This window comes from Paracoccus marcusii, from assembly GCF_028621715.1.
GTDB lineage: Bacteria > Pseudomonadota > Alphaproteobacteria > Rhodobacterales > Rhodobacteraceae > Paracoccus > Paracoccus marcusii.
On the sequence record NZ_CP117466.1, the window covers coordinates 2,153,094 to 2,176,541 of the forward strand.

Below are 23,448 nucleotides of genomic sequence, written 5' to 3' on the forward strand. Positions count from 1 at the left end.
GAACGGGCGGGACCGAATGGCCCCGCCCGTCTTCAGTCGTTCAGACGCCGCATCAGCACCCAGGCCAGGCCCGAGCAGATCAGCGTCGCCGTGATCGCCGGGGTCGCTGTGCCGTTGTAGAGCAGTCCAACCGGGGCCGCGATCAGCACCGCCGCCAGCGTCGAGATCGCCGCGACGATAGATGCGGCCATGCCCGCGATATGGCCCATGCGCTGCAGCGCCAGCGCGTTCAGGTTGCCGAAGGTCACCCCGGCCATGAAGAACACGCTGACCGCCCAGAAGAAGAAGACCGGGAATTCCAATCCCTGCGGCAGCACGCCGGACAGGATCAGCGTCAGCGCCAGTCCCGACACGATGGTCTGCATCACATAGGCCCATTTCGCGATCCGCCGCATGCCAAAGCGCATCACGAAGGTCGCGTTCAGCACCGTTCCCGACCCAGACAGCAGCGCCATGGCGGCAAACCAAAGGTGGAAGTTCTCTCCCTTGCCGTAGGTTTCGCCGAAAAGCTGCTGGGCCGAGGACAGCAGGCCGAACATCTGCCCAAAGCCGAGCGTCAGGATCAGCGTCGCCAGCATCACCTGGCGGTCGGACAGGACCTCGCGCGCGGCGGCATAGAGGGTGCCGATGCGCAGGGGACGGCGCGCGGCGGGGGGCAGCGTCTCTGCCTGGCGGATGTTCAGCCACAACGCGCCGATCAAAGCGAAGGCGATGAAGGCCAGGAACACCCCGTGCCAGTCCGAGATCGCGATGATCCCCGCACCAAGCGTCGGCGCCACGGCCGGGATCATGATGAAGATCATCATGACGAAGCTGCTGATCCGGGCCATCTCGCGCCCTTCATAGAGGTCGCGGACCAGGGCCAGTCCCACGATGCGCGGACCGGCGGCGCCGAGGCCCTGCACGAAGCGGGCAACCAGCAGCAGTTCCAGCGAATCTGCATAGATCGCGGCGATGGTCGCGGCGATGTAGATGCCGAAGCCGATGGTGATCGTGCGCTTGCGGCCAAGCGCGTCGGACAGCGGGCCCGCGAACAGCGTGCCGAGCCCCATCCCGGCCACGAAGGTGGTCAGGATCAGCTGGGCGCGGTTCACGTTGTCGGGCGTCAGGTCCGCCGCGATGTCAGGCAATGCAGGCAGCATCGCGTCGATGGAAAACGCGATGGTGGCGAAAAGGAATGCCAGCATCGCGATGAATTCGGGCAGGGGCAGGCGTTGCTGCTGCGCAAGCCCGGGGTGGGAAACGTCTGTCATGGGGTCACCGGTTGGGTCAGACCCTCAGATAGGCCCATCTTGCAGAGTCTGCAAGTTGACCCTAACGGGATGCTGCCATGATCTCGTCGATGACGCTCTGCCACAGGTCCGCGGGCTGGGCGCCGCTGACCGCATGGGCATCCGCGACGATGAAGGTCGGGACCGACGAGATCCCGCGCTGTCGGGCGTGCGATTCGCGACGGGCGACCTCGTCGCGGTCGGCGTCGCTGGCCAGCAGGCGCGCGGTTAGGGCAGGGTCCATCCCGGCCGCCCCGGCGATCGCCGACAGGACGGACGCATCGCCGATGTCCTGGGCATCCTGCCAATGCGCCCGCAGCAGCCCGGCCATCACCCGGCCTTGTGCACCTTCCAGCCCGGCCCAGTGCATCAGGCGATGCGCATCGGTCGTGTCGGGTTCGCGTGGCGAGGGGTTCAGGGTCAGGCCGAGGGCCGCGGCGCGTTCCGCCAGCGCGCGCGCGGCGGCATCGACCTGATCGCCCAGCTTGGCCCGCAGATAGGCCACGCGGTCCATCCCTTCGGGCGGCATGGCGGGGTTCAGGCGGAACGGGTGCCAGGTGATCGCGAAGGGATGATCGGGGCGGCTTTCCAGGGCGCGGTCCAGTTCGACCTTGCCGATCAGGCACCAGGGGCAGACGGGATCGGCGAAGATGTCCAGGCGGGTCATGGTCGGTCCTTGCGATGCGCCTCGCGCAGGGCGCGGCGGTTGATCTTGCCGGTGGGCGTGCGCGGCAGCGCGTCCAGCGGGATCCACGCGCGGGGCTGCTTGTAGCGGGCAAGGCCGGCCTCGGCCAGAGCCTGCATCTGGTCAGGCGTCGCGGCACCGGTCCAGAAGGCCGCGACGATGCTGACCCCCGGCGCGGTGGGCAGTTCCGCTACCGCCACGTCGCCCGCATGGGGATGGGTGGCCAGATGATCCTCGATCTCGGGCGGGGCGACGCGAAAGCCGCCGGCATTCATGATGTCGTCGGCCCGCCCCAGCAGCGTGATCGCGCCGCGATCATCGGCCTGCGCCATGTCGCCGGTCACGAACCAGTCGCCGCGAAAGCAGGCGAGCGTCGCATCGGGATCGTCCAGATAGCCCAGGAACAGGCCCGGATCGTCGCGCCGGACCGCCAGCGCGCCCGGCTGTCCCGGCGGCAGGGGGCCATCGTCGGCCAGGATCGCGACATGACGGCCGGGCTGCGGAAAGCCCGCCGTGCCGTGGGGGGCGGGCCGGGACGGGCTGCCCGAAAGGAAGGTCGAGATTTCGGAGGCGCCCATCGCCTCGTGCAGGTCGGTGCCGGTGCGGGCGGTCCAGGCGGTGCGCAGGCCGGGGTCCAACCGCTCTCCGGCGGCCAGGGCGTGGCGCAGGGTCACAATCGGGGGCCAGTCCGCGCGCAGCATCCGGCGAAAGACACCGGGCGCCCCGGCCAGGATCGTCGCGCCGTGACGCGCAGCCAGCGGGGGGATGCGTTCGATCGGGGTGCCGTCGGCGGGAATCAATGCCGTAGCCCCCAGGGTCCACGGGTCCAGCAGCCCGGTGCCAAGGGTGAATGTCCAGTTGAACGCCCCGGCATGCAGCAGGCGATCGTCGGCGCGCAGCCCGTACCAGCCCGCCATCATCGCCTGCCGCGCCAGGATCGCGCGATGCGCGTGCATGACGGCTCGGGGCTGGCCCGAACTGCCCGAGGTGAAGACGATATAGGCCAGGCGATCCGCGGACCCTTGGGCGAAATCGGCCGGGGGAAGCGTGGCAATGCCGTCAAGGTCGCCCTCGGTCAGGACGGGGGCGGGATGGTCGGGCAGGGGCACGCCCGCGCCGGCCACGATCATCGCGGGTGCGATGCGGGCAGCGATGTGCGTGATCTCGGCCCCGGTCAGCTGGGCCGAGGTCGGCACCGGGATCATCCCCGCAGCGATCGCCCCCAAGTAGGCGATGGGAAAGGCCGGGCGGTTCGCCAGCCGCATCAGCAGCCGGTCGCCCGGCCGCAGGCCCGTGCGCGTCAGTCCCGTGGCCGTGCCCAGCACCGCGCGGCGCAGATCGCCATGGGTCCAGACCTGCGCGTCGTCCGCGCCCATGACGACCAGGGCCTGGTGGTCCGGGACAGCCTGCCCCGCCCGCAGCACATGTTCGGCCAGGTTCATTCCTGCGTCCTGCCTGTCGCCCAATAAAAAACGGCCCGCGCGAACGGGCCGTCCGGATCACGCGCGATGGCGGATCAGAGCAGTTTCAGATCGCTGGCCGAGGCGCGGCCGTCACGGCCGGACTGCAGCTCGAATGCGATCTTCTGGTTGTCCTGAAGGCCCGTCAGCCCGGCACGTTCCACGGCCGAGATGTGCACGAACACGTCCTTGCCGCCGTCATCGGGCGCGATGAAGCCGAAGCCCTTGGTCGAGTTGAACCATTTTACCGTTCCGGTCGCCATAACCGTATTCTCCTTCAAGTCATCCCGACGCAGGATTGCGCCAGGCCGTGCAGCCCGCTTTCGGTCTTCCGGCTGCCCAAGAGGGAGGCGGTAGAAAGTCTTCGCTCACGCGACTGAGAGGATGCCCGAATCGTTGCAAAACGCAAGAGTCAAACGCGGCCCCGTGGTGCCGCGTTCGACGCAGGCGGGGTTCAGCGCAGGTCCGGGGGCGTGGCCTCGGCCGCCAGATCGGCCACGACCTGGTCAAGGGTCACGGTGCGACTGCCCTGCGCGTCCAAGCGGCGCAGCGAGACGGTGCGGTCCTCGACCTCCTTCATGCCGATGGCCAGGATCGCGGGAACGCGGCCGACCGAATGTTCGCGGACCTTGTAGTTGATCTTTTCGTTGCGGATGTCGGCCTCGGCCCGGATGCCGCGGGCGCGTAGGGCGGCCACGACCTCGTGCACATAGGCGTCCGCATCCGACACGATCGAGGCCACGACCACCTGACGCGGCGCCAGCCAGAAGGGCAGCTTGCCGGCGCTGTTCTCGATCAGGATGCCGATGAAGCGCTCGAAGCTGCCCAGCACCGCGCGGTGCAGCATGATGGGCCGGTGCTTGTGTCCGTCGGCACCGACATATTCCGCATCCAGACGTTCCGGCAGGTTGGGGTCCACCTGCAGCGTGCCGCATTGCCAGTCGCGACCGATGGCGTCGGTCAGCACGAATTCCAGCTTCGGCCCGTAGAAGGCGCCCTCACCCGGGAAAACCGTGTAGTCATGGCCCGCGGCCTTGCAGGCGTTGCCCAGGGCGGCCTCGGCGCGGTCCCAGCTTTCCTCGGTCCCGATGCGTTTTTCGGGGCGCGTCGACAGCTTGATGCGCCAGCCCTCGAAGCCCAGGTCGGAGTAGATCCCGGCCAGGAAGTCGATGAACTTCTTGGTCTCGGCCTCGATCTGGTCCTCGGTGCAGAAGATGTGGGCGTCGTCCTGGGTAAAGCCGCGTACGCGCATAATGCCGTGCAGCGCGCCCGAGGGCTCATAGCGGTTGCAGGACCCGAACTCGGCCATGCGCAGCGGCAGGTCGCGATAGGATTTCAGGCCGTGGTTGAAGATCTGCACGTGGCACGGGCAGTTCATCGGCTTCAGGGCGTTGATCGTCTTGGTCTTGGCATGTTCCTCATCGACCTCGACGATGAACATGTTTTCCTGATAGTTCTCCCAGTGCCCTGATTCTTCCCACAATTTCCGGCTGACGACCTGGGGCGTGTTGACCTCGACATATCCGTCGGCGCGCTGCTTGCGGCGCATGTAGTCCTGCAGCGTGGTATAGATGTTCCAGCCGTTCGGGTGCCAGAACACCTGGCCCGGCGCCTCCTCCTGCATGTGGTACAGGTCCATCTCGCGGCCCAGCTTGCGGTGGTCGCGCTTGGCGGCCTCCTCCAGCATCGTCATGTGCGCCTTGAGGTCGTCGCGGTTGCGGAACGCCACGCCATAGATGCGCTGCAGCATGGGTCGCGTCGCGTCGCCCAACCAATAGGCCCCGGCGATATGGGTCAGTTTGAAGGCATCGGCGGGCAGCTGGCCGGTATTCTGCAGGTGCGGACCGCGGCACAGGTCCTGCCAGTCGCCGTGCCAGTACATGCGCAGGTCCTGGCCCTCGGGGATGCGGTCGATCAGCTCCAGCTTGAAGGGCTCGTTCGCCGCCTTGTAATGGGCGATCGCGCGGTCGCGGTCCCAGATCTCGGTGCGGACGGGTTCGCGGGCGTTGATGATCTCCTTCATCTTGGCCTCGATCGCGCCCAGGTCGTCGGGAGTGAAGGGTTCGGCCCGGTCGAAATCATAGAACCAGCCGTGGTCGCGGACCGGGCCGATGGTAACCTTGACGTCGGGCCAGATCGCCTGGACCGCACGGGCCATCACATGGGCGAAATCGTGGCGGATCAGCTCCAGCGCCTGCGCCTCGTCCTTCATCGAATGGATGGCAATCTGGCCGCTGGCGGTGATCGGCCAGGCCAGGTCGATGTGGCTGCCGTCCAGGCTGGCGGAAATGGCGCGCTTGGCAAGGCTGGGCGCGATGCTCTCGGCGACCTCGGCGGCGGTCACGCCGGCGGGATAGTCGCGCGCATTGCCATCGGGAAAGGTGAGGGTGATCTGGGACATGTTGTCCTCCTCGTCGGTTTGGCGCCCACGGAACGCCCGGTTGCGGGTTATGGTCGGGCAGGCATGGACGTGCCCGCGCGATTAGTCAAGATTACGGCAACACACGGGAAGCCAGCATGAGCCACCACAGCGATTTCGAGGAGCAACTGTTCGAGCGTCTGGTCGAGGACCCCGACAGCGACGGCGGCCTGTCCGACGCCCAGAGCCGGGTCGAGCCGCGCAACTTCCTGCGCCACATCCTTTCCTTGGCCGCGTCGAAACTGGCCGACGGGCTGGTCGACGCGAAACTGGTTCTGTCCTGGCTGCTGACCCATCTGGGTGCGGGGGCGGGCGTGATCGGCCTGCTGGTGCCCGTCCGAGAGGCCGGGTCGCTGCTGCCGCAACTGTTCACCGCAGGGGCCATCGGCGCACTGCCGCGACGCAAATGGGCCTGGGCCGTGGGCAGCGTCGTGCAAGGTCTGGCGGCGCTGGCCATCGCGGGCATCGCCCTGACGATGGAGGGGCCGGCCGCGGGCGGGGCCATCATCGCAGCCCTGGCGGTGCTGGCCCTGGCGCGGTCGGTCTGTTCGGCCAGCTACAAGGATGTCTTGGGCAAGACGGTGGGCAAGTCGCGGCGCGGCGCGGCCACGGGTTTCGCCAGCAGCGTGGGCGCCGCGGGGGTCATCGTCTTTGCCGGCCTGCTGCTGTGGCAGCCGCTGGATCGGGCGGTGCTGGTCATCGGCGCGGTGGCGCTGGCGGGCGTTGCCTGGATCCTGGGCGGCGCGATCTTTGCGACCTTGGACGAGGAGGCGCAGCCGCGTGAGGAGGTGCTGAGCCTGTCACAATCCATCGGCCAGCTGCGTCTGGTGCGCGAGGATGGACAGTTGGCCCGGTTCATCGTCGCGCGGTCGCTGCTGGTGGGATCGGCCTTGGCGCCGCCCTATCTGCTGGTGCTGGCCGCGGCGGGGCAGGGAGACCGTCAGCTGGGCCTTCTGGTGCTGGCATCGGCGCTGGCATCCCTGCTGTCGTCCTGGGTCTGGGGGCGGATGTCGGACCGGTCGGCCCGCCGGGTGCTGATCTGGTCGGGCGTCGCGGGGGCAATCGCCCTGGGTGCGGCCCTGGTTCTGGCGGCCATGGGGCTGGCACAGGTGACGGGCGCGATCGCGGTGGTTCTGTTCGGCCTGATGATCGCCTATCACGGCGTGCGGCAGGGGCGGACGACCTATCTGGTCGACATGGCGCCCGATGATCAGCGCGCCGCCTATACCGCGGTGTCGAACCTGGTGGTCGGTGTCGTCCTGCTGGTGGCCGGCGCCGCCTCTGCGGGGCTGGCAGTGCTGGGCGCGCAATGGGCGGTGGCCGCCTTCGCCGCGGCGTCGGCCCTGGGGGCCTGGGTCGCATGGGGATTGGACGAGGTGAGCAAATGACGGATTATCTGACGACGGATACGGGACGGCGCATCGCCTACGACCGCCTGGAGGGGCAGGGCCCCGGCATCGTGTTCCTGGGCGGGTTCCGGTCCGACATGCAGGGGTCGAAGGCAGTCCATCTGCGGGACTGGGCGGCGGCGCAGGGGCGTGCCTTTTTGCGGTTCGACTATTCCGGGCACGGCGCCAGCGACGGCGCGTTCGAGGAGGGCTGCATCGGGGATTGGGCCGCCGATGCCCGTGCAGCGATCGAGGCGCTGACACAGGGCCCGCAGGTTCTGGTCGGGTCGTCGATGGGCGGGTGGATCAGCCTGCTGATGGCACGGACGATCCCGGACCGCGTTGCCGGGCTGGTCACGATTGCCGCGGCGCCGGATTTCACCGAACGCGGGTTCTGGGCCGGATTTTCACCCGACCAACGCAAGTCGCTGATGCGCGACGGCCGCGTTGCCTTGCCAAGCGAGTACGGAGAGCCGCTGGTCCTGACGCGGCGGTTGATCGAAAATGGCCGCGACCAACTCGTCCTGAACCAGCCGCTTTTGCTGCCTTTTCCGGCGCGGATGCTGCAGGGGACAGCGGATGCGGATGTGCCGGTGTCCTGGGCGATGGACCTGCTGGATCACGCGTCGGGCGAGGATCTGCGGCTGACCCTGGTCAAGGGGGCCGATCACCGATTCTCCTCGCCCGACTGTCTGGACCTGATCGTCGCGACGATCGAGGAGGTCGTTCAGAACGTCAGGGAATAGTGGTCGCCCATGTCGGGCTTGTCGCCGGTGATCTTGGATTTGGCGATCTGGTACAGGAAGGCCATGCTGCCGCCCGTGGCCCAAACCTCCGCCTCGGTCAGGTCGAGACGCAGCAGCTGGACGTCGGGGTCCTGCTTGCCATCCTCGAACCAGCTGGAGGCGACTGCGTTCCAAAGCTCGTCCAGCTTGGCGCGGTTGTCGGACAGGGACAGGGTGCCGTGGATGCGGGCGTAAAGGCCCTGGCCGCCATCGCTGACCACATGCATCGCATCCTGCGGACCCGATGCCACGCTGCGGGCCAAGTCGGTGTCCTTGGCGGTGATGAACCACAGCACGCCGACCTTGCGGTCGGTATAATGCGACATCGGAACAAGCCGCGAATCTTGGGTCACACCCAGCATGCCGCTGTTGATGTCGTCCAGACGGCTCCAGAACTGGTGATTGTGGTCGGTCATCCTGCGATCCTTTCGTGCCGCATCAGGCGGCGATCGCGGGATAAACAACGATCCGCGGGACCGGGTTCCCCCGTCCCGCGGGACCGACGTCAGACCGCGACGTTGTCCGAATGGACCGGATCGTTGACGCCGCAATCGGCGGCCGCGCCGCCTGCCCGACGCTTGCGACGCGGCTTGACGCTGTCCGGCAGCGCTGCGTTTTCGTCAATGAAGTCAAGAACCAGCGGGCGGATGTTCAGGCGCCACGACTTGCCTGCAAAGATGCCGTAATGGCCAGCGCCCGGTTCCAGGTGCTGAACCTTCCTGGCGTCGGGCACGCCGGTGCACAGGTCCAGCGCCGCGACGCATTGGCCCGGCGCCGAGATGTCGTCATTCGCCCCCTCGACCGTCATCACGGCGACGTCGGTGATCTTGCCGATATCGACGGGACGGCCGTCGACGGTGAAGCGGTTCTGCGCGATCTCGAGGTTCTTGAAGATGCGTTCGACGGTCGACAGGTAGAATTCGGCCGTCATGTCCATGACCGCCAGGTATTCGTCATAGAACTTGTTGTGCTTGTCGCCTTCGCTGGCGGTGCCGCGCGCCTCGGCATAGATCTGTTCGATAAAGGCGCGGGTATGGGTCTGCATGTTCATGGTGATGAACGACGACAGCTGCGCCAGCCCGGGATAGACCATGCGCCCGGCACCGCGATACTTGAAGCCCACGGACTGGATCGCCAGATGCTCCAGCTCACCCATGGTGATGCGGTTGCCGAAATCGGTGACCTCGGTCGCGGCGGCGTCGGGGTCGACGGGGCCGCCAATCAGGGTCAGGGTGCGCGGCTGCGCGGCCGGCTCCTCCTCCGCCAAGATAGCGGTCGCGACCAGGGCCAGGGGCGCCGGCTGACACACCGCGATGACATTCACGTCGGGGCCCAGGTGGCGAATGAAGTCGACCAGGTAGCGGGTATAATCCTCGACGTCGAACTTGCCCTCGCTGACCGGAATGTCGCGGGCATTGTGCCAGTCGGTCACGTACAGTTCGCAATCGTTCAGAAGCGACAGCACGGTCGAGCGCATCAGGGTCGCGTAGTGACCCGACATCGGCGCGACCAGCAGGACCTTGCGGGGCAGCGGGTCGCGACGGGCGACGCGGAAATGGATCAGGTCGCCGAAGGCCCGGCGCAGGACCGGCTCGACATAGACGACATGGTCCTGCCCGTCCTCTCCGGCGATGGGGGGGATCTCCCAGTCGGGCTTGATCACCATGCGTGCAAAGCTGCGTTCGGTGACACGGCCCCAGGCCCCCAGCATCCGAAACGCGGGATGCGGGACCAAGGCGAAGGCGGGATAGGCCCCGATCGCGCGGGCGGTCGCGCCCATCCATTCGTTCGTGTTCCGAATCGTCTCCATCGCGTCATAGGACACGATGCCGCGAAGACCTTTGACCGACATGTAACCCCACAATTGCTGCGCCGCGGCACATGATCTGCGCGCGACGGGGCGGCGGGAACGGGGTCAGAAGCCGGGTTTACGCCTTGCCTGCCCTGCGCATATCATGACCGTATAAGTAGGGGGGATTACGGATCATGGCAAGACAGCCGGACAATACGGGTAAAAATGTTGCCAAATCACGTGCGAAACCGGCAACAACCGCAAAGGTGCGCGCGAAGCCCAAGCCCCAGGCCAAGACCCCGGAGGTCGAGGTGAAGACGCCCCAGGCCAAGGTGGACGCCGCCGAACCCAAGGTCGAGACGCCCCAGGTCCAAGGCACGTCGCCCGAGGGCGAAGCTAAGGTCGCGGCGCCCAAGCTCGCCCCCGCCGCCCACAAGCTGGCCGAGAACATCGAGCGGATCGAGACCCTGGGTCACCGCCTGATGGCCGCGCTGGCCGATCGCAACTTGCCCAATCCCGGCGTCGAGGGGCCGGGCGCCGAGCTGTACCTGACCGCCGCGAACGCGTTCCTGAAGACGCTGGCGGAACATCCCGCCAAGATGATCGAGACGCAGGTCACCTTCTGGGGTCAGACCCTGTCGAATTATGCCCGCGCGCAGAAGGCGCTTGCCACCGGGCAGCTGACCGCCCCCGAGGATGACACCCCCGCCGATCGCCGCTTTGCCAATCCGCTGTGGCAGACCCATCCCTATTTCAACCTGATCAAGAAGCAATACCTGACCAATGCGCGCGCGCTGAAGGATGCGACGGCGACGCTGGATCTGCCCGACGATGTGACCCGCAAGCGTGTCCACTGGATGACCGCGCAGATCATCGACATGATGGCGCCCACCAACTTTCTTGCGACCAATCCCGACGCGCTGGAGAAGGCCGTCGAGACCGAGGGCGAAAGCCTGGTCAAGGGGCTGGAGAACCTGGTCCGCGACGTCGAGCAGCATGGCGGAGAGATGATCGTGTCCCTGGCCGATCGCCGCGCCTTCACGGTCGGAGAGAACATCGGAACCGCGCCCGGCACCGTCGTCTATCGCGCGCCGCTGTTCGAGCTGATCCAGTACGCGCCCACGACGCCCAAGACGCATGCGCTGCCCCTGGTGATCTTTCCGCCTTGGATCAACAAGTTCTACATTCTGGACCTGAAGCCCCAGAACAGTCTGATCCGCTGGCTGGTGGATCAGGGCCAGACGCTGTTCGTCGTCAGTTGGAAGAACCCCGATGCCAGCCTGTCCGACACCGGCATGGAGGAGTACGTCCAGGCCTATCTGGACGCGATGGACCAGGTGCAGGCCCTGACGGGACAGGCGCGGCTGAACGCGGTCGGCTATTGCATCGCGGGCACCACGCTTTCGCTGACGCTGGCGCTGCTGAAGCAGAAGGGCGATCGCCGCGTGAACTCGGCCACGCTGCTGACCACGCTGACGGACTTTTCCGACCAGGGCGAATTCACCAGCTTCCTGCAGGACGATTTCGTCGGCGGCATCGAGGCCGAGGTCCAGCGCCACGGCCTGCTGCGGGCACAGCTGATGTCGCGCACCATGAGCTTCCTGCGCGCCAACGACCTGGTCTGGGGCCCTGCCATCCGCAGCTACATGATGGGAGAGACGCCGCCGGCCTTCGATCTGCTGTTCTGGAACGGCGACAGCACGAACCTGCCCGGGCGCATGGCGATGCAGTACCTGCGTGGCCTGTGCCAGAAGAACGCCTTTGCCGAGGAGGGGTTCGAGCTGCTGGGCCACCGTCTGCACCTGTCCGACGTCACGGTGCCCCTGTGTTCGGTCGCCTGCGAGGGTGACCACATCGCACCCTGGAAGGATTGCTGGCGCGGGGTGGCGCAGATGGGATCGAAGGACAAGACCTTCATCCTGTCGCAATCGGGGCATGTGGCGGGCATCGTGAACCCGCCCACGCGGCAGAAATACGGGCACTACCTCAGCGATCACGGCTTTGGCGGCACGCATCAGGACTGGAAGGACGCGGCGGCGTTCCAGCAGTCCAGCTGGTGGCCGACCTGGGGCGCATGGCTGGCCGAGCGAGCCGGTCCGATGGTGCCCGCCCGCGACCCCGGAGCGGGTCTTGATCCCGCCCCCGGCCGCTATGTCCACGAGCGCGCAGGCTGAAGCGGGGCTGGCGCACGGGACTTTCCAAGGGCTTGCGCCGGCCGGCCGGATTTTCGCCGCGCCGCAGAAAAAATACTTGAAATGCTGCGGTGCAGCATTCATATTGATGGCATGGAATGGATCGCAGCGACCCGTTCCCTCTGTCTCTCGGTCGCTGCATCACAGGAGTGAACGACATGGCAAAGACCCCCGATATGACCAAGACGATGCAGGACATGATGGCGAACTTTCCCATCGACACCAGCTCGATGCAGGACGCGATGAAGTCGCAGTCGATGATGGGCGAGAAGCTGGCCCGCGTCGCGCTGAGCGCCGCCGAGCGTTCGACCGAGATCTCGGCCCGCTGGGCCAAAGACTCGATCTCGCGCATGGGTGAGCTGGCTGCCGTCAAGCAGGACCCGTCCGAATACGCCAAGGCCATGAGCGATTTCGCCTCGGCCGCAGCCGAAATGGCCGCCGAGCACATGGCTGCCTATGCCGAAGTCGCCAAGAAGGTCCAGATGGACACCGTCGACCTGATGCTGACCGCCGGCAAGGACATGGCGTCGGATGCGCAGAAGGTGGCCGAAAAGGCCGCCCGCGACACCCAGACCGCCGTCAAGAAGGCCGCCACGGCGACCGTCGACAAGTGATCGCCTGATCACTGCAACCGACGGGGCAGGGGCGACTTCGGTCGCCCCTGTTCGCATTTGCGCGCCGGGGCTTTTTCCTTTGCGTTTTGCGGGTGCAGAATTCATCATGGCGGCCAGGATGAATTCAAGGAACCCAGGATGGCCGCATCGACTGCGCCGCTGCTGATCAAGCGTTATGCCAGCCGCCGCCTCTATAACACGCAGACCAGCGACTATGTTACGCTGGAGGATATCGCGGGCTTCATCCGCGATGGCCGCGAGGTCAAGATCATCGACCTGAAGTCGGGCGATGATCTAACCCGCCAGTACCTGCTGCAGATCATCGCCGAACATGAAAGCCGGGGCGAGAGCGTCCTGCCGCTGGACGTGCTGACCGACCTGGTGCGCAGCTATACGACCAACGCGCAATCGGTCGTCCCGCAGTTCCTTGCCGCGAGCTTCGAGATGCTGCGCGAGGGACAGTCCAAGCTGATGGAGAACATGGCGGCGATGCCCAATCCCATGGCCACGATGCCGGGATTCGACGCGCTGCAGCGCCAGCAGCAGATGTTTCTCAAGGCTATGATGGGCGGCTGGCGCGGTGGTGCCTCGGGCCCCGAACGGGAGGACGGCACGCCCGCGCCCCCCGCCAGCCCCGCAACCCCCGAGGACGAGCGCGACATGGCCGAGATCCGCCGCCAGCTTGCCGAACTGCAAAAGCGCGTTTCCAAGCTGTGATCCCCTTGCACCGCGCCGTGCGTCGGGCTAGACCCGCCTCACGGAGCGGTGGCCGAGTGGTCGAAGGCGCACGCCTGGAAAGTGTGTAGGCGGGAGACCGTCTCGAGGGTTCGAATCCCTCTCGCTCCGCCAAATGGCCTGAACGAACTTATCTCCAAGTTCGGCCGCAGCCGGATTTTCTCGTTATAGTCAGGGGTTATAGAACTCTAGCTGTTCACTGGCCCCGGTGCAGGTAGGCTTTATTTTGCTCTCTAGCGACCGCGTTTCTCTAAAGCTGATGACTGCGCCAAAACGGTGGTCAGCTTGAAATGAGCTGAAAACATTCGGTCTTTTTCAACTCTTATGTAGCGTTGGATATCAGGGCCTTCTAAGGCTAAAGGATCTCGGGTCAAACCACATCCGCTCAGTACGCCTCTAAGAAATGGCGGATCGGCCCCTTCGATAGGGGTGACAGTGGCCTGTGCCGGCGCATCCTTGGAGAATACAAGCTGCTTTGTAAGTACGGGATCGGCACAAAGCCAGCGGCGACGCGAAGGGCGGTGGATCGCCATTCTTTGCGAATGCAAGCAAACCATGTCATGCGGGCAAGAGCGGACACTGGCGGACAAACTGGGAGCCAATAGCTGTCAATTAACTGGTCGTAGATTCGATTCCCACCGCTCCCGCTATGTATAATTGATACATAACAACAAATTATAAGGTGCTCCCCGTTCTTTGGACAGGATCTGGCGCTTTTTAAGCTCTGATCTGCTCCTGCTGATCAGGTTGCGTGACTTCGATTTGCTGTGAGTAGACCACTGCCGGCGGTCGGCCGCCAAGGGCCTTGTGCGGCCGACGGTGGTTGTAGAACTCCATCCATGTGCGGACACCCGCGCGGGCCTGTGACCCGGTCTCCCAGGCATGCAGGTAGACGCACTCGTATTTCAGCGTCCGCCACAGTCGTTCGATGAAGATGTTGTCCAGGTAGCGACCCTTGCCGTCCATCGAGATGCGGATCCCGGACCGGCGCAGGCGGTCTGTCCAGGCAAACGATGTGAACTAAGATCCCTGATCGCTGTTCATGATGTCGGGCGGTCCGAAGTGATAGATGGCCTCGTTCAGCGCCACGACGCAGAAGTCGGCGTCCCCTCGCCATGGTCCTCGGACCAGTGGCGGACCATGGCTCGATGTTTGAGATCCGCCACGCCAGGACCATGCGGGTGTGCCAGTCCATTATCGCCACCAGATAGAGAAAGCCGCGACGCATTGGCAGATAGGTGATGTCCACGCACCAGACCTGGTTTGGCCGTTCCACCCTCAACCCGCGTAGAGGGTAGGGATAGATCTTGTGCCCCCTTGCTGGCCTGCTGGTGTTGGGCTTCTGAAAGATCGGCATCAGCCCCATCAGGCGCATGAGCCGACGTATGCGCTTTTCGTTCACCTTGTGGCCCTTGTTGCGCAGGTGCCAGGTCATCTGACGGACGCCAAAGAAAGGCGTGTCGAGGAACTGTACGTCGATCAGCTGCATCAGCGCGAGGTTCTGCTCCGTTTCACCCTGCAGCGCATGGTAAAGCGACGACCGGGGGATCTGTAGCAGCGCGCACTGCTGGCCGATCGACAGGTCCGGATGGTCGCGTTCAACCGTGCCGCGCCTCACGTCCCGTTCCAAGGCTTCAGCTTTCTTTCCAAAAACGAGTTAGCCACCGCTAGTTCTCCGATCTTGGCATGCAGGTCCCTGACCTGATCCTCATCGATCACCGGCGCCTTGCGGCCACCGTGTTCAAAGACACCGGACGCGCCATCGAGCAGCGCGCGTTTCCATTGATTGATCATCGTCGGATGCACGCCGAACCGGCTCGCCAGCTCCGACACGGTCGCCTCAACTTTCAGCGCCTCAAGTGCCACCTTCGCCTTGAACGCAGGGGCGTGCTGCTTTCGTTTCGACATCGTCGATCTCCCTCGTGATGAAGATCAGCAGACAGCAAAAACAGAGCTTACGTCAGTGTCCAGTTTTTAGGGACCACCTCAGGGGCGTAGATCTCGACACCCAGTGAAGTGAGAAACAAATTCTTAGCACACATTGCGAAACGCACTCCCCACCAGCCGATGGATAGGACTTCGCAGCAGCGCCTCAGCCAAGCAATGTGGGGTTCAGACGCCGCTTAGCGTTCAGCGGTCCGGTGATCATCCAATGGTCATGATGTCGTCCGTTAGCCGCTCCTCGTCCGGCTCGCCGCGGCGAACCTCGCGGTTCGCGTCGGGCGGTGCCGGCCAAGGGTGTGGAAGGCGCAGCGTCCGGATAGGCGGGCGCCTGCCACGATACGGCTTGCGCCAGCGGTAACAGGTCTACTGAGATCGCCCCGATCCAGTAAACCGCCGCAACGGCGCTTTATGCTCCTTGCCCTGCAGCATTTCAACCTGCCGAAGCTTCAGCGCAATCTCCTCGGGCTTTTATCGCTTTCCCGCCATCTTTAGACACTTTGAAATGTGACAAAACGATCCCAGTTGCTGGACCCCTTGATAGCAAAACTCCCATCGAAAAAAGAAACTATCGAGAAGTCCGCTTTAGCCTAGCCTCATAGGCGGTAAGAACAGTTGCGGTCAGCGCTACCCCGCGCTCAACAAAATCGCCATTCCCCTCTTTGACCTGCTGCAACAGAGCACGCCCCACCGTCTCAGGATCGAAGTTATCAGCTATAATGCGCTTTAAAAGCTCATTGAGACTTACCCCTCCGTCGTCTACCTCAGACTGATTTTTACGCGAAAGGACCTGCGGCTCGCTTTTAGTGAAAAGATCAGCAAGGCGGCCAGGCGGACGAGCCCCCCTTGCGTCTTGCCCATTCGAGCTATTTGCGTTTGCGGAGGAGAAATTAGGAGACAGAACCTTCTTCTCTGAGCGAGAACGAGCAAGAATTGTCTGCCCGAACTCAGTACGGAACCATCCTAAAGTTTCATTTCCTGTTTCCTTAGACTCTTTACTAGCCAACTTTTCAAGGCGACCAAGTCCATTCAAGTATAGCGCATCATCAATTAAACCAACAACGTCGATCGCTGTACGTTCAGGCTTCCAGGAGCGAAGATCAGGATAGCGGAACGACTGAGCTTTTTCCCCCGCGCTGACCTTTGCAAGACGCAGCGCACTTTCACGTATATAGCTGATATCTTGAATTGTGTCTGAACACTCAACAGTGGTTGACGCTCCAACTATAGCACCAGCCATCGAAGCAATCGAGTCGGTGTCCGAGCCGAGTGCATTTGCGAGAACTAGTAATGCACGTTTAGGATCCGACACATCAGCGACCGAGCTCGCAAATGCTGCTAGAACAGCTGTCACTGTCCCTGAACCTCGAGATTGATCGGCTTTTGCAGCTAAGAGATCTAAAGCATCGGGATAGGCAACATCTAAAGAATTACCATCTAACGCAGAAAGCTTATCTAAATATTGAACAATTTCGTCAACGGCGTCATTGACCCCGTCCGTGAAGCTGCGGTTGCTCGCCTTTTGCCATGCATCAAGCCACAGAATTCTAATATCTCTGTCTCGTTCAATTAATAAAGGAAGGCCTCGCAACACCTCAGCCTGCTTAGCAAGCTCCAGCAGACTGGCGGGACTGCCAGTTCGCATTGCAAATGCTAATGACAGCGCATGAAAACATGCTCCCACAAACCCACGCGGATGTCCGTGAGTACAGATCGAGTTCCTAAAAACGTCTAAAAGGATCTCGTCATATTTGCTGAGGTCACGAGCAGCCCATACGTGCGGCTGCACGCGCATTGCGGCACCGTTACCACCCGACTTCACGTAGGCAGACCGCTTTCCGCCAAAGAAATTGGAATACCACGTTGCGGAGGTTCGTGCTAAATTTGCCGCCGCTTCTTTGGAGGAGATGCCGGCTCCTAGCGCGTAGTTTGACCAAGCCGTCAACTCTACCTTGGCAAATGCGGCCACATCAAAGCTTCCGTCTGCACGGATTGCTCGAGCTGTCGCTAGGCGAAGCTGAGTATCATCAGAGTAAGTTCCGGCTGGGAGCTCGAAGGTCGTGCCGCTGTAACCTCCAACTTTGCGCCGCCATGACGAGGTAGCCGACACATATTCGGCTCCACTGCGGTAACGAACTCGCTCAGCATCAGCAAGCTCAGTCATGAAGCCAAGTGCGTCGCCGTAAGCTGCCCATTCGGCAGATAATCTAATGGTTTCTGAGGGATGCCTCGTCATTTCGGTCTTGCCCCAAATTTCTCAGCGGATACTAGCACATCCACTTCGGGATGGAACGTCGCCTTTAGGAAGCCGCAGACCTCATTCTGATCTTGTTGCGTCCTAACATAGATGCGACGAAGGTGCTCTGTGGAAAGAGCTTGCGGATAGAGCGCTTCTGCTTGGAAGCAAGTAGGGTAGCTCAGGCGCTCGTCGGTCGGCCGCCGCACGCGACTAGTAGCCCACTGGACCACAGTATCTGCATACAGACTGTTCAACCCCGTAGCCCCCTCCTCTCGGATCACCCCCGTATACATGTTGTTGGTGGTGGAGAAGACAACGCCTTCATGCGTAAGAACTTCTGGATCAAACGCCAAAATACACCAAAAAATTGGCTGTGCCCGGTGCCACGACTGCGAGCAAGTATTGTAAAACTTAGTATTTATATGTTCGATAGATAAGCTGATATGATCGAGATAATCGACATCCCTCCTCAGCTCCGCGTTGGGCGAAAAAAGATACTTTACCATTTCGTCATTATGAAGCTTAGCTCGAGATAATAGGTTACTTCCGTAAAGCGTTCCTAAGCACCCATGATTGGTTGTAAAGTGCACTACCTCTGAAATTCCCCGTTCCCTAATAACATTTTCGACTGTCATAGATCAACCACATTGACGAGATTAGTATCGATATTGTTAACGAGAGCCAATGCTCGCTCTCGCATCGCTCCAATCACAACAGACTCTCTTGCACGTCCCACTCCCATAGCTACCAATCTCCGGTGGGAGTTATAACGGTCATCGTCGTCGCCATCACCATAACGGGCAAATTCCTGGTCAAGACCCAGCATGAAGACATGATCGAACTCGAGACCTTTAGCGCTATGGAAGGTGCATAGGCCAATATTAGAGTCATCTTCCGGCCATACTGACGCCCCCTGAAGCTCGCAAAATTCTAGCCCTTCAGCTGTCAGAGCACTCCGGATATCGCGAAAGTATCCTCCACCTTTTAAATGCAAGAAGCCAACTGTCTCATTTTCTAAGTCAACATTTTGCAATAGCCTCATTGCATATTCAACCTGATCTGGGAAACGGCCATAGATCACGGTTGGAAGGTCACCATCTCGGCTGCACAGTGCAGGGTTTGGCAGACTGCCATCATCATCTACGCCAAGTCCTTGAGCTATACATGCTGCGAGGCTAGCTATTTGGCGAGTATTCCGGTAGTTAACGTTCAGCCGCAAGCTACGGCCCGGCGATATCACAATGCCAGCTTCCAACCATGTTCCACCTCTCGGGTATATTCTTTGAGCAGTATCCGTGACGAAGATGATGGTTGCATCATCGGCAGCGTGATTAGTCACGGCCCTTAGCTGATTTAATGACAGGTCTTGAGCTTCATCAACGACGATCACATCGTACTTGAAATCCGCGCAAACATGCATCATTTCTATTGCGTTGTCGTGAAAATCTCTATGGCTGTTTGCTTCTTTCCAATCTAAATATGGTTGCACCACCTCATCCAGCAAACGCTGCCGCAATGCGCGGGGCATCGCAGGAGTGGTACCTCGTCCAGTTCGCTCAGCTGTTATGTAATCCTGAAGACGATCAGGCTTGAATCGGCCGCGCAAATAATTAACTTCGTCAATGATGAACTGCACATCTCCTTGAAATTTTTGAGCCAGGCTTTGTAGTTTCGACTTACATAGATCGTATGACCTGCCCCCCCTGAGCTCAAGCGTATCATGAGCCCACTTATCAAAAGTAGACGTAAATATGCGAATATCGTCGGCGTAATCCTCCATCTCCTCCTGCACTACCGCTCTAACATACCCACATAATGAATTGTAATAAGTCAAAACTAGAATATTTGCAGGCAGCGCCTCTTGGTTTCGAAGTTGATTCACTGTTGCACCCGTTGACGCCCTAAGCGCTAATAAGGCAGTGGTTGTTTTTCCACTTCCAGCAGCGCCCCTGATTAGCGATGCCCCCGTTTGTATTCTTCTAACTATAGAAATCTGTTCTGGGGTGGGTCTTACGCGACGCAGTACTTGCAATTCATTCTCCTTAGCCACAACCTCACAGAGACGTGAGGCACTACGATGGCGGGATGAACATCGGATTTGCAAGTCCTTGTGGATGTGCGCCGCTACCAATGTTCATCTTGAAGCACGATTGCAACTTGACACCGATGCGCGATGTTGCCTACGGATCGAGGGGAGTGTCGCCAGTCACCCTGCTGCGCAAAACGGCTGCTAGTTGATGTAGAGCCCGCTCTGCCGCTTGCGCCACGAGTCACAAGTGTGCCGGTAGGGCAACGTTGGTAATCCCCCATTTCTAACGGAACGCATTGCCATGGAACAGGCGGGGGTTCAGCCATGTCCAGAGGAGAACGGCACCTGCGAGAACAACAGCCCATCGGCCGATCCAGACCCGGCTCCAGACAGCGGCAGCGAGCAACGGTAGGATTGAGACGGGGGAACACGCCCCCCACGGGTTTGCATGCCGTGCCCGTACCGCATCATGCATCGCCATCAGCTACAGGATTACCCGGTTCAGAGCCTTCAGCATGTCACCACCTCCGACGCCCGTCACAATAGCGCAGCATTGGCAACGCAAGCTGACCTAAGTCTGATTACCGCAGAATCGCCACCGCAACTATACTCGCGGCAGTTTCCATCCGGGAGGATTGACGATGACTGCGTTTCTGATTGCCGAGGTGAAGGTCACCGACGACGCATGAGTGCAAGACTATGCCGCGAAAGTTTACGACATCGCGGCAAAACATGGCGGCCGCTACCTTTCCCGGAGCGGCAATTTTGAGACGCTGGAAGGCAGTGCGACTGACGAGACACGGATTGCGCTGATCCAGTTCCCCGACTGTGCCTCGGCCCATGCCTTCGCCAACGAACCGGAATACGCCCCCTTCGGCAAGGCGCGGCAGGACGGTTCGGTCCGCCACTTCCAAGCGATCGACGACAGCAACATCGCAGGCGCGATCCCCTCCCTGTCAAAGCCGTGACCTCAAGTGTAGCTTAAAAGTTTCCCTTGCCGCTGTACCGTGTCACGGAGGGTCAAGGTGACCACTCCATGACCTGCTGATCGGCGCGAAGCGTGAAGCGTCTCGCCTGAAGGCTTGAGAACACCGCTGAGAGCCCACCGGCTGTCTCGGGCAGCATTGGCAAAGATGCCCTTGCTTCGGTATGAAAGCGCGTTGCCGTGTTTTCGCGCTGCAATCAGGCGCGCTGCCACCAGTCGAAGATCCGCTCTTGGCTCGCCTCCAGAGCCTCTGCAGAAGGAAGGCGATCCCGCTTGCTGTGGCGGTTGATCTGCGGGTGAGCCGGCAGCAGGTTCCAGAGATCATCACAGGGCCATGCCGCCCATGGCAGGCAATGATCGATGTCGAGAAAGGACTCGGACAGCCGCCGTCCGCTCCACACGCAGAGCAGCTTGCCGCTCGCCATCACCTCCGCAGCTGCTCTGCGCGCAAAGGCGACATCGCGGTCTGGCTCGTGCCAGCGCATAGCCCGCGCGATCTGCCCCGGATCCAGATTGCGGTGCTGCTTTCGTGCATAGCCCTCCATCAGCCGGGTCCACTCATAGACAAGTGCTGGCTCGATCCAGGCATCGTGGCGCGCAAGCGCCCGCCAAAGATGCAGCGGCACCTGCAGTTCCCCGAAGGACCAGAGGTAGTTGGAGTCAACCACAAGCGTCTCGGCACCGAGGCCGCCTACGCGCGCTCTTGTGGCGGGGAGGATGGGAGTCTCCGATCCCGGATAGGTCATATAGGTGGCCGGCATCCGCGCAATTGTCGCCGCAGCATCGCCCAGCGCCGCGTGAAGAGCTGCTGCGCGCACGCCGGTGACTTGAGTCCCGACGCGCAGATCGGTTGCGGCCATGTCCTTAATCCCGTGCCAGCCGTCTTTGATGAAGCCAAGACCTTTTGTGCCCCAGTTGCTCGGTGTCTGAGGCAAGCCAGCTTCGATCAGGGGCTTGTAGAGGCGGAGCCAGTTCAGGGCGATCAGCCCAAGCGGTATCGTGACGGTGGTGTCTCCAGCAAAGCGGGCCAGTCCCTGTGCGCCATCCGCAGCGCGAGCCACGGCGCGCAGGAGACCCAGCTTGTAGGTCGCAGCCTTCGCATCATTCAGGATGACATGCCGGAGCAGGGGCAGCGCTTCGGTCCCATCATCCGGCAGGCGCAGAACAACCTGCACCCATGTAACCTTGGATCGGCCAAGCCGATCCGGTGCGGCCTCGGCCGTGACCATCACCAGACCCTGTCTCCGTGTCAGGGCCTCGACTTCGGCAATATCCACAGGATGCATGTCCCGGCCGGAGACTGGCGGCCCGAGGCGCAAGGAGAGCGCGAGGATCCCGCCCGGCTTCAGCAGCGTCACCAGCTTGCGGAAGGCGCGCGCCCGCTCGGCGGGTGCCACGTGCATCCAGACCGCGGAGAGCAGGATAACGTCGAAGGCTGCGCCGAGACGATACACCGCCTCGAGGCTCGGAAGACTGTCGGTCAGCCAGGTGATCCGCGCGTCCGGGTGCCGGCGCTGGGCTTCTTCCCGCATGGTGGCTGAAGGCTCCACCGCCAAGACCGTGTGGCCCAGCGCCGCCAGCCAAGCGGCATCACGTCCCGATCCCGCGCCGACATCGAGAATGGCGGCGGGGGCGGCGGGAAGGTGGGGAACGACGGCTTCGTGTATCTGGGCCGGGTCGAGGGCCTCGTACTGTGCGGCCAAGTCACGGCCTGCCGCACCTTCGTATCCAGGTCCCGGACGTGTCAGCTGTGCTCACGCCACCGAGCGGTAGATCTCGAAGCGCTGGGCCAGCCGGTCACGATCCGGCTGGTCCCGATCCCGCCGGGGCAGGTGGAGAACCTGGCCGTTCAGTGCCTTCAGGGCTTCAAGAACAGGGCCGTCATTCTGCGACATCAGCTGACCGGAGACATGCAGCCGGTAATCCGGGTCGATCCCGATCAGGTGCGCATCAAAGGCGGCGTGGTGAATCTTCGACAGAGGTAGTCCGTTCGGCACCACCGGTTGCCCCAGGCGTTCATCGGCGTCGGCGACAATATGGGCGGCGTCGAGCAGCCGAGCCTCAGGCAGCCGCGATAGCGCGCATCGGCCATCATAAGCCGCAATGACGGCGGCACGGAACTGTGCCTGGTGGAGACGCTGCTTGACCTGGCGCAGGCCATAGCGGCGTTCGGCATCATCACTTGGCGGAGGGGCATTCACCTCGCTTGCGGGAGCCGCACTAAAGACGACCTTGGCCTTCAGAGCTGTTGCGTCCCAGTCGCCGATGAAGGTCGGCAAAATGGCCTGGTAGCGACCGGGCGCGATGCCCAGAAAGTAGATCACCGGGATCTGGTTCTCCCATGCCTCCCGAAGCCAGCGGTTGTCAGCCGCGTCGGGGTCATCACCCATGAACGCATAATCGACCGCTTCCTGCCCCGTGAAGATCTGCTGATGAACCTGGCGCTGATCATCATACCAGACGCGAGCGCCGGATCTCGGAAATACAGTTCGGATCGAGAGAAGGAACCGCATCCTGCTCGGTTTGAAGATCCCACGCTGCGGGTTCACCAGCGGCACGCGCTCACCTTCAAAGAGAAAGCCGGCCTTGAGATGTTCGCTGGTCAGCTCGTCGTGAAGCATCGAGAGCTTACGGATATGGGCGAACGCTGCCATGCGGATGGCGGCATCTCTTCCTTCTTGCTCAGGTGCCGCCACAACCTTGCCCCTTGTTGGACACTCCACTGTCAAGATAGTGCATATCGTTCCTAAAGGCTTTCGCACAGAGGCATACTCAGCCGCGAGGTTCGATGGGCATTCCTATCAGATACGTGGCTCCGGCGCTTCATTGACGTCCGCTCGCGCGACGACGGCCTCTACTTCTGCTCGGGACCAATAGCCAACCCACTGCCCGAGCTGGCCATTGTCGATCGAG

At 62.4% G+C, this 23,448-nt stretch carries 19 protein-coding genes, 1 tRNA gene and 1 pseudogene; 7 read left to right on the forward strand and 14 right to left on the reverse strand.

The features are described 5' to 3' along the window. Positions 1-32 precede the first annotated feature (32 nt). From PRL19_RS10670 to thrS, 5 genes are all read right to left on the reverse strand, one after another. The gene (locus PRL19_RS10670; RefSeq protein ID WP_273742928.1) at positions 33-1,253 is read right to left on the reverse strand and encodes a multidrug effflux MFS transporter; all 1,221 of its coding nucleotides are present in this window, start codon (positions 1,251-1,253) and stop codon (positions 33-35) included. 61 nt (positions 1,254-1,314) lie between these two features. Then, the gene (locus PRL19_RS10675) at positions 1,315-1,938 is read right to left on the reverse strand and encodes a DsbA family oxidoreductase (RefSeq protein WP_273742929.1); all 624 of its coding nucleotides are present in this window, start codon (positions 1,936-1,938) and stop codon (positions 1,315-1,317) included. Then, positions 1,935-3,398, reverse strand: a complete 1,464-nt coding sequence (locus PRL19_RS10680; protein ID WP_273742930.1) for a class I adenylate-forming enzyme family protein — start codon at positions 3,396-3,398, stop codon at positions 1,935-1,937. The genes PRL19_RS10675 and PRL19_RS10680 overlap by 4 nt, the downstream gene beginning before the upstream one ends. A 74-nt stretch (positions 3,399-3,472) precedes the next feature. Continuing rightward, positions 3,473-3,679 carry a cold-shock protein gene (locus PRL19_RS10685; RefSeq protein WP_042244736.1) on the reverse strand — a complete coding sequence of 69 codons (207 nt, stop codon included), beginning with the start codon at positions 3,677-3,679 and terminating at the stop codon, positions 3,473-3,475. Positions 3,680-3,870: 191 nt separating this feature from the next. Beyond that, positions 3,871-5,817 (reverse strand): threonine--tRNA ligase, encoded by a 1,947-nt coding sequence (gene thrS, locus PRL19_RS10690; protein ID WP_139597722.1) that lies wholly within the window; start codon positions 5,815-5,817, stop codon positions 3,871-3,873. A 116-nt stretch (positions 5,818-5,933) separates the two neighbouring features. Between thrS and PRL19_RS10695 the strand changes: the two genes are divergently transcribed. Together PRL19_RS10695 and PRL19_RS10700 are read left to right on the forward strand one after the other, a co-directional pair. Further along, positions 5,934-7,223, forward strand: a complete 1,290-nt coding sequence (locus tag PRL19_RS10695) for an MFS transporter (RefSeq protein WP_045981189.1) — start codon at positions 5,934-5,936, stop codon at positions 7,221-7,223. Continuing rightward, on the forward strand, positions 7,220-7,969 hold the full coding sequence (locus tag PRL19_RS10700) for an alpha/beta hydrolase (RefSeq protein WP_273742931.1): 750 nt from the start codon (positions 7,220-7,222) through the stop codon (positions 7,967-7,969). Before PRL19_RS10695 ends, PRL19_RS10700 begins: the two co-directional genes overlap by 4 nt. On the opposite strand, the gene PRL19_RS10705 is transcribed toward PRL19_RS10700, so the two are convergent. Together PRL19_RS10705 and phaZ are read right to left on the reverse strand one after the other, a co-directional pair. Beyond that, the gene (locus tag PRL19_RS10705) at positions 7,951-8,424 is read right to left on the reverse strand and encodes a pyridoxamine 5'-phosphate oxidase family protein (RefSeq protein ID WP_045999481.1); all 474 of its coding nucleotides are present in this window, start codon (positions 8,422-8,424) and stop codon (positions 7,951-7,953) included. The two genes, PRL19_RS10700 and PRL19_RS10705, sit on opposite strands and share 19 nt — an antisense overlap. An 89-nt stretch (positions 8,425-8,513) precedes the next feature. Then, entirely contained in the window at positions 8,514-9,860 is a 1,347-nt protein-coding gene (phaZ, locus tag PRL19_RS10710) for a polyhydroxyalkanoate depolymerase (RefSeq protein ID WP_127898190.1), read from the reverse strand. 251 nt (positions 9,861-10,111) lie between these two features. Between phaZ and phaC the strand changes: the two genes are divergently transcribed. The 4 genes from phaC to PRL19_RS10730 all read left to right on the forward strand — a co-directional run bounded on the left by phaC (position 10,112) and on the right by PRL19_RS10730 (position 13,455). Then, complete coding sequence (gene phaC / locus PRL19_RS10715) at positions 10,112-11,974, forward strand: class I poly(R)-hydroxyalkanoic acid synthase (protein ID WP_337960255.1); 1,863 nt, start codon at positions 10,112-10,114, stop codon at positions 11,972-11,974. A gap of 176 nt (positions 11,975-12,150) precedes the next feature. Beyond that, positions 12,151-12,606 (forward strand): Phasin, encoded by a 456-nt coding sequence (locus PRL19_RS10720; protein ID WP_273742933.1) that lies wholly within the window; start codon positions 12,151-12,153, stop codon positions 12,604-12,606. A 138-nt stretch (positions 12,607-12,744) separates the two neighbouring features. After that, a complete protein-coding gene (gene phaR / locus PRL19_RS10725; protein WP_273742934.1) occupies positions 12,745-13,323 on the forward strand; it encodes a polyhydroxyalkanoate synthesis repressor PhaR in 579 nt (192 codons plus the stop codon). Positions 13,324-13,365: 42 nt separating this feature from the next. After that, a tRNA-Ser gene (locus PRL19_RS10730) sits at positions 13,366-13,455 on the forward strand. A 603-nt stretch (positions 13,456-14,058) separates the two neighbouring features. Here the strand turns inward: PRL19_RS10730 and PRL19_RS10735 are convergent. The 5 genes and pseudogenes from PRL19_RS10735 to PRL19_RS15700 form a co-directional block, all read right to left on the reverse strand. Next, positions 14,059-15,249, reverse strand: a pseudogene (locus PRL19_RS10735) (IS3 family transposase). A gap of 601 nt (positions 15,250-15,850) precedes the next feature. Continuing rightward, positions 15,851-17,518 carry an ADP-ribosylglycohydrolase family protein gene (locus PRL19_RS10740; RefSeq protein ID WP_273742935.1) on the reverse strand — a complete coding sequence of 556 codons (1,668 nt, stop codon included), beginning with the start codon at positions 17,516-17,518 and terminating at the stop codon, positions 15,851-15,853. Then, positions 17,515-18,027: a DarT ssDNA thymidine ADP-ribosyltransferase family protein gene (locus PRL19_RS10745; RefSeq protein WP_273742936.1), complete on the reverse strand. Its 513-nt coding sequence runs from the start codon at positions 18,025-18,027 to the stop codon at positions 17,515-17,517. The genes PRL19_RS10740 and PRL19_RS10745 overlap by 4 nt, the downstream gene beginning before the upstream one ends. Positions 18,028-18,152: 125 nt before the next feature. Continuing rightward, entirely contained in the window at positions 18,153-19,571 is a 1,419-nt protein-coding gene (locus PRL19_RS10750; protein WP_273742937.1) for a UvrD-helicase domain-containing protein, read from the reverse strand. 262 nt (positions 19,572-19,833) lie between these two features. Further along, the gene (locus PRL19_RS15700) at positions 19,834-20,031 is read right to left on the reverse strand and encodes a DUF6653 family protein (RefSeq protein WP_337960256.1); all 198 of its coding nucleotides are present in this window, start codon (positions 20,029-20,031) and stop codon (positions 19,834-19,836) included. A 208-nt stretch (positions 20,032-20,239) separates the two neighbouring features. On the opposite strand from PRL19_RS15700, the gene PRL19_RS10755 reads away from it, so the two are divergent. Then, positions 20,240-20,518, forward strand: a complete 279-nt coding sequence (locus PRL19_RS10755) for a DUF1330 domain-containing protein (RefSeq protein ID WP_273742938.1) — start codon at positions 20,240-20,242, stop codon at positions 20,516-20,518. A 214-nt stretch (positions 20,519-20,732) separates the two neighbouring features. Here PRL19_RS10755 and PRL19_RS10760 read toward each other — a convergent pair whose 3' ends face one another. Both PRL19_RS10760 and PRL19_RS10765 read right to left on the reverse strand, forming a co-directional pair. Next, positions 20,733-22,238, reverse strand: coding sequence for a class I SAM-dependent methyltransferase (locus tag PRL19_RS10760; protein WP_273742939.1), 1,506 nt, complete (start codon positions 22,236-22,238; stop codon positions 20,733-20,735). A 51-nt stretch (positions 22,239-22,289) separates the two neighbouring features. Beyond that, positions 22,290-23,189: an HNH endonuclease gene (locus PRL19_RS10765; RefSeq protein ID WP_273742940.1), complete on the reverse strand. Its 900-nt coding sequence runs from the start codon at positions 23,187-23,189 to the stop codon at positions 22,290-22,292. Between the last annotated feature and the right edge of the window lie 259 nt (positions 23,190-23,448).